The sequence below is a fragment of the Pseudomonas sp. P5_A2_2 genome (assembly GCF_054177685.1).
The window spans coordinates 1-4,790 of the sequence record NZ_JBGCUL010000328.1 but is presented as its reverse complement, the minus strand read 5'-3'; the positions used below and the strand labels follow the sequence as shown (position 1 = coordinate 4,790).

The following is a 4,790-nucleotide window of genomic DNA, read 5'->3' as shown; positions in this document are numbered from 1 at the left end:
CTCTCAAGCGATGGTATTCGACCCCGATCGCCTGCCCCTGGACTTCCCCGGAACTGTTACGGCTCTGGTTGACCAACACCCGCAGCACACGACTGCTGCGGATTTGCGCAAGGTCCCGTACCTCGCTGGCCGGTACGGCTTGCAGTGGCCCGGGCAGACGCGCGACCGCCGACATCGGCAGTAGCAGCGAACAGCACAGCAGTAGCAAAACCGAGGGACGAATCATCCACTCTCCGGAAAGAATATGAGGCCCGCTTCAATGACAGATGGCATCAAGCGCAGCGACAAAACAGAGCGCCCAGGGCGCTGGCAACGTGAGCAAGACTGGCACAATGATGGCAAAACTACCAACCCGGTCTGGCCCGCGGCTCAAGAGACAGCGTTAACCCGTTGTAGTTCTTGGCTTTTCTTATAAATCCACGGCTCTGATATGCTTTCCGGCCTTTGGGCCGAGGTAGCACCATGCAACTCATCGATATCGGCGTCAACCTGACCAACGCCAGTTTTGCCGACAAACACCAGGCCGTACTCGACCGTGCCTACGCGGCCGGCGTGTGCCAACTGGTGCTGACCGGCACCAGTGTCGAGGGCAGTGAACAGGCTCTTGAGCTGTGCCAGCAACTGGACGAAAGTGCTCAGCGCCTGTTCGCCACCGCCGGTATTCACCCTCATTGCGCCAGCGACTGGAACGCCGACAGCGCCCGACGGTTGCGCAGCTTGCTCAAGGAGCCGAATGTGGTGGCCGTGGGCGAATGCGGGCTGGACTTCAACCGTGACTTCTCGCCGCGTGCGCAGCAGGAAAAGGTCTTCGAAGAACACCTGGCCATGGCCGTTGAATTGCAGTTGCCCGTTTTTGTCCACGAACGCGATGCCAGCCAGCGTTTGCTGGAGATCCTGCGCGACTTCCGCGATCAACTGCCGGCTGCCGTGGTGCACTGTTTCACCGGAGAACAGAAGGCACTGTTCAGCTATCTCGACCTTGATCTGCACATCGGCATTACCGGCTGGATTTGCGACGAGCGCCGGGGCACGCATTTGCATCCGCTGGTCAAGGAAATCAAGCGTGGACGCCTGATGCTCGAAAGCGATGCACCGTATCTGCTGCCGCGCAGCCTGCGCCCCAAGCCGAAAAACGGGCGAAACGAGCCGGCGTACCTGACCGAAGTATTGCGTGAAGTGGCGCTGCATCGCGCAGAAAGCCAGGAAGATCTGGCGGCGCACACAACTGCGTGCGCACGGGCGTTTTATGGGCTGCCCACTATCGACCTGTAAACGTTACCCCTGTAGGAGCGAGCCTGCTCGCGATGCGATCTAACCGTCACCTCAATGGTGAATGTTGCATCGCCATCGCGAGCAGGCTCGCTCATACAAGGAGTAATGGTGCAGCCTGTTGATCTGCATCAAGAATCAGCCACCTGAGTAGCGGCACAATAATGGCACCTTGCCAAAACTGTTTCCGCTATCAGAGAAAACCTCCATGGGTGCCTGGCTTAGCAATATTTCGCTGAAATACAAATTCTGGGCGGTCAACGCCGTCGCCTTCATCACCACCCTGTTGCTGGTGTTATACGCGGTGCAGCTCGAACAGCACGCTCGCAGTCATGCCAACCAGGCTTCGGTCCAGGCCCAGGCGCGACTGCTCGAAGCCTGGCCCGCAGGGCAGCCGCTGCCCAACGCCGCAAATCTGCTGACGTACAATCGCGGGGGGGCGCCCATGCTCGATGGGCAAACCGTGCCGGAACTGGCCAATGCGAATGGCTGGGTCGAGATCAACGCGATGCCGCTGTTCGGTGACAACCCGTTGATGGGCGCCGAAGTCTTTACCCGCATTGGTGGTCAGCAGGTGGCCGTGATTGCCCACGGCCCAAGTCTGAGCCAGGTGTTTAGCGAGCGCTTCGCCAACTACGCGTTGGCCGTGTTCATCCTGATGCTGGCAATGCTCGGCGCATCGCAGTTATTGATCCGCTTCCTGCTCAGCCAGCTCAACACCTTGAAGGACGTCATGTTGCACGTGGAGAAAACCGGAGACCTGTCGGCCCGCGTGCCATTGGCTTGCAACGACGAAGTCGGGCAAATGGCCAATGCTTTCAACGCCATGCAGGCCGGTTATCAACGAGTGGTCAATACTGTCGCCAGCACCGCCCGGCAACTGGATGATGGTGCCGCGCGGCTGGCGGCCAGCATGAATGAAGTGCGCCACGGCATGCTGGGCCAGCAAAGCGAAACCGACCAGGCGGCCACGGCGATCAACGAAATGACGGCCACGGTCTATCACATTGCCCAACACGCAGGCGCCACCCGTGACCTTTCGCAATCGGCCGATACCCTGGCCAGCAGCGGGCGGGAAGTGGTGACGCGGGTGCAGAGGTCGATTGCCGGATTGTCTACCGGCGTCCAGCAGACCGCCGAGATGATTCAACGCCTGGCCGAGGACAGCCAGAAGATCAATGGCGTGGTCAACGTGATTCACAGCATCGCCGAGCAGACCAACCTGCTGGCACTGAACGCCGCCATCGAAGCGGCCCGGGCCGGCGAGATGGGGCGCGGATTTGCGGTGGTTGCCGATGAAGTGCGCAACCTCGCCAAACGCGTGCAGGCCTCCACGGACGAAATCACGATCATGGTGTCGGCATTGCAGGMCGGCACACGGGACGCCGTGGATTTCATGCAAGAGAGTTCGCTCAAGGCCGACGATTGCGTGCAGCAGGCGCAAGAGGCCGGGGCCGCTTTAGCCGAGATCACTGGCGCGGTAGCGCAGATGCGTGAAAGCAATACGCAAATTGCTGTGGCAGCCGAGCAGCAGAGTCAGGTGGCGCAAGAGATGAACCGGGCGGTGGTGAGCATCCGTGACGTGACCGAGAACACGGTGCAGCAGACGGTGACGTCGGCGACCACCAGCAATGAGCTGGCGGTGTTGGCCGGAGAGTTGAGCAAGGCTATCGGTCAGCTCAAACTTTGAGGGCCTCATCGCGGGCAAGCCCGCTCCCACAGGTTTCTCGGTTGATCGCAAACTTTGTGTTCAACCACTAACTACTGTGGGAGCGGACTTGCCCCGGGCGGCGTTCCGACGAAAGCGTCAGATCAGACAACATCATAATTGGCCATGACACCTATCAAGCCAATAGCCAGCCTTGATTCGCCGCCGGCATTGACCGGGCCTATTCTTCATTACATGTGTTCAACATGGATCGAGGATCAGCATCATGGGCAAACGTCACCCCAACCTTCCCGCCTGGCAATGGCGAGCGTACCCGAACAATCATCAGCACCCGACCAATCTGGTGCTGCACCTGATCGCGGTGCCGTTGTTCATCGTTGCGTTTCTGCTGATTGTGTCCGGGTTGTTCAGCCTGACCCTTTCGAACATCGCCATCGGCGTGATCGGGGTGATTGCGGCGCTGGCCTTGCAACGCCACGGCCACCGCCTGGAAACGCAAGCCGCCGAACCCTTCAGCGATCGCAAGGATGCGATATCGCGCCTGTTGGTCGAGCAGTTCCTGACGTTTCCACGGTTCTTCCTCAGCGGTGGCTGGTGGCGCGCCTGGCGTGAGCGCCACCGCCGTCACTGATCAGGCGAACACGGTCACCGTCTGCCGGCTCATGGCGATCAACCGGCCATCCGCGCTCCACATTTTCGCGGCAGCATGCCCGTAGCCGTCGGCGGCGTGCTCGGTCTCGACGAGATACTTGCACCAGTCCAGGGTGTTCAGTTCCAGCAGCGGCTGCACGAATTCGATGGTCCAGGTCAGCGTGCTGCCCATCGCCGGCTTCTTCAAAAACGGCATCAGGGCCGGTGGCCAGGCGTCCACCAGCGCCAGAATATGCGCCTCGCTGATGGCCTCTTCCTTTACGCCACCGCGCAAGCGCACCCAGCCGCCCATTTGCCGGGATGTGCTGCCGCTGAACGGCAGCCCGCCGACACTCCAGCGCATCGCCAGATGCCGCATGAATTCCGGGATGACGCCTTCGACAAAAGGCAATTCCTGGCACTCGTCCCAGTGCTTCATTTCCGGTGCCGGCTCAGCGACCACCGCCACTTCCGAAGGGCGTGAGGCGCCAAAACTGCCCTGGATCAATGTCACCACCTGCCCCTTCTGCATCACCCGGCCCAACACCTGGCTGACCGCCTTGCCTTCGCGCAACACGTCGACCTCAAAACTGACCGGAACCTGGGGTTCAACCGGGCCGACAAAGGTGATTGCCAGCGAGCGCACCGGGCGATCCGCTGGCACCCGGGCACGCATGGCTTCGTACTGCAGGGCGGCCACCAGGCCACCGAAACTGGCGCGCCCCTGGGCCCAGGAGGCCGGGATAGACAGCTCCGCTGGCTGACTACGGACAGCGTCGAGCAGTTCGGAAAAGCGCATGAAAACCTCAGGGATCGGAAAAAGATGAAGGGATCTTAACCATCTGGCGTAGTTGATACATCGCCTATTCCGGCCAAATTGACTGACAGATGAGCCGCACAAGGCTCGTGCCGAACATATAACCTGTAGGAGAGAGCCTGCTCGCGATAGCGCCCGGAYAGCCAACATCAATGTTGAATGTCACGACCTCATCGCGAGCAGGCTCGCTCCTACAATGGATCTCCGGTGTTTTCAGGATTTGAAACATGCCTTGCTGAGTTTTTCCAGCACCCGGTCCGCACGCTGTTCAGCCTCGGCCATGGTAGCGTTCCAGACCGCAACACAGGGCTGCAAATCCGCTTCCTGTTCAGCCATGGCCAGCCATTGCACGCAATCGTGCCAGTCACCCAGCGCGCCCTGGGCCGCTTTCAATCGGGGCATGGC

Annotated in this window: 5 protein-coding genes and 1 pseudogene; 3 read left to right on the top strand and 3 right to left on the bottom strand. The window is 60.5% G+C overall.

Translation table 11 applies throughout. The features are described from left to right. Nucleotides 1-226, bottom strand: a pseudogene (locus tag ACXRVY_RS17535) (transglycosylase SLT domain-containing protein); the annotation flags it as partial. Nucleotides 227-462: 236 nt separating this feature from the next. Here ACXRVY_RS17535 and ACXRVY_RS17530 point away from each other — a divergent pair. The 3 genes from ACXRVY_RS17530 to ACXRVY_RS17520 all read left to right on the top strand — a co-directional run bounded on the left by ACXRVY_RS17530 (nucleotide 463) and on the right by ACXRVY_RS17520 (nucleotide 3,569). After that, nucleotides 463-1,272 carry a TatD family hydrolase gene (locus tag ACXRVY_RS17530; RefSeq protein WP_223462503.1) on the top strand — a complete coding sequence of 270 codons (810 nt, stop codon included), beginning with the start codon at nucleotides 463-465 and terminating at the stop codon, nucleotides 1,270-1,272. A gap of 205 nt (nucleotides 1,273-1,477) precedes the next feature. Beyond that, nucleotides 1,478-2,959, top strand: a complete 1,482-nt coding sequence (locus tag ACXRVY_RS17525) for a methyl-accepting chemotaxis protein (RefSeq protein WP_458237858.1) — start codon at nucleotides 1,478-1,480, stop codon at nucleotides 2,957-2,959. A 244-nt stretch (nucleotides 2,960-3,203) separates the two neighbouring features. Beyond that, nucleotides 3,204-3,569, top strand: a complete 366-nt coding sequence (locus tag ACXRVY_RS17520) for a terminase (protein WP_223462501.1) — start codon at nucleotides 3,204-3,206, stop codon at nucleotides 3,567-3,569. Here the strand turns inward: ACXRVY_RS17520 and ACXRVY_RS17515 are convergent, their stop codons facing one another. Next, on the bottom strand, nucleotides 3,570-4,367 hold the full coding sequence (locus ACXRVY_RS17515) for an acyl-CoA thioesterase (protein ID WP_223462500.1): 798 nt from the start codon (nucleotides 4,365-4,367) through the stop codon (nucleotides 3,570-3,572). A 231-nt stretch (nucleotides 4,368-4,598) separates the two neighbouring features. After that, a partial coding sequence (locus tag ACXRVY_RS17510) for a CHAD domain-containing protein (RefSeq protein ID WP_458237857.1) occupies nucleotides 4,599-4,790 on the bottom strand: 192 nt, incomplete at its 5' end.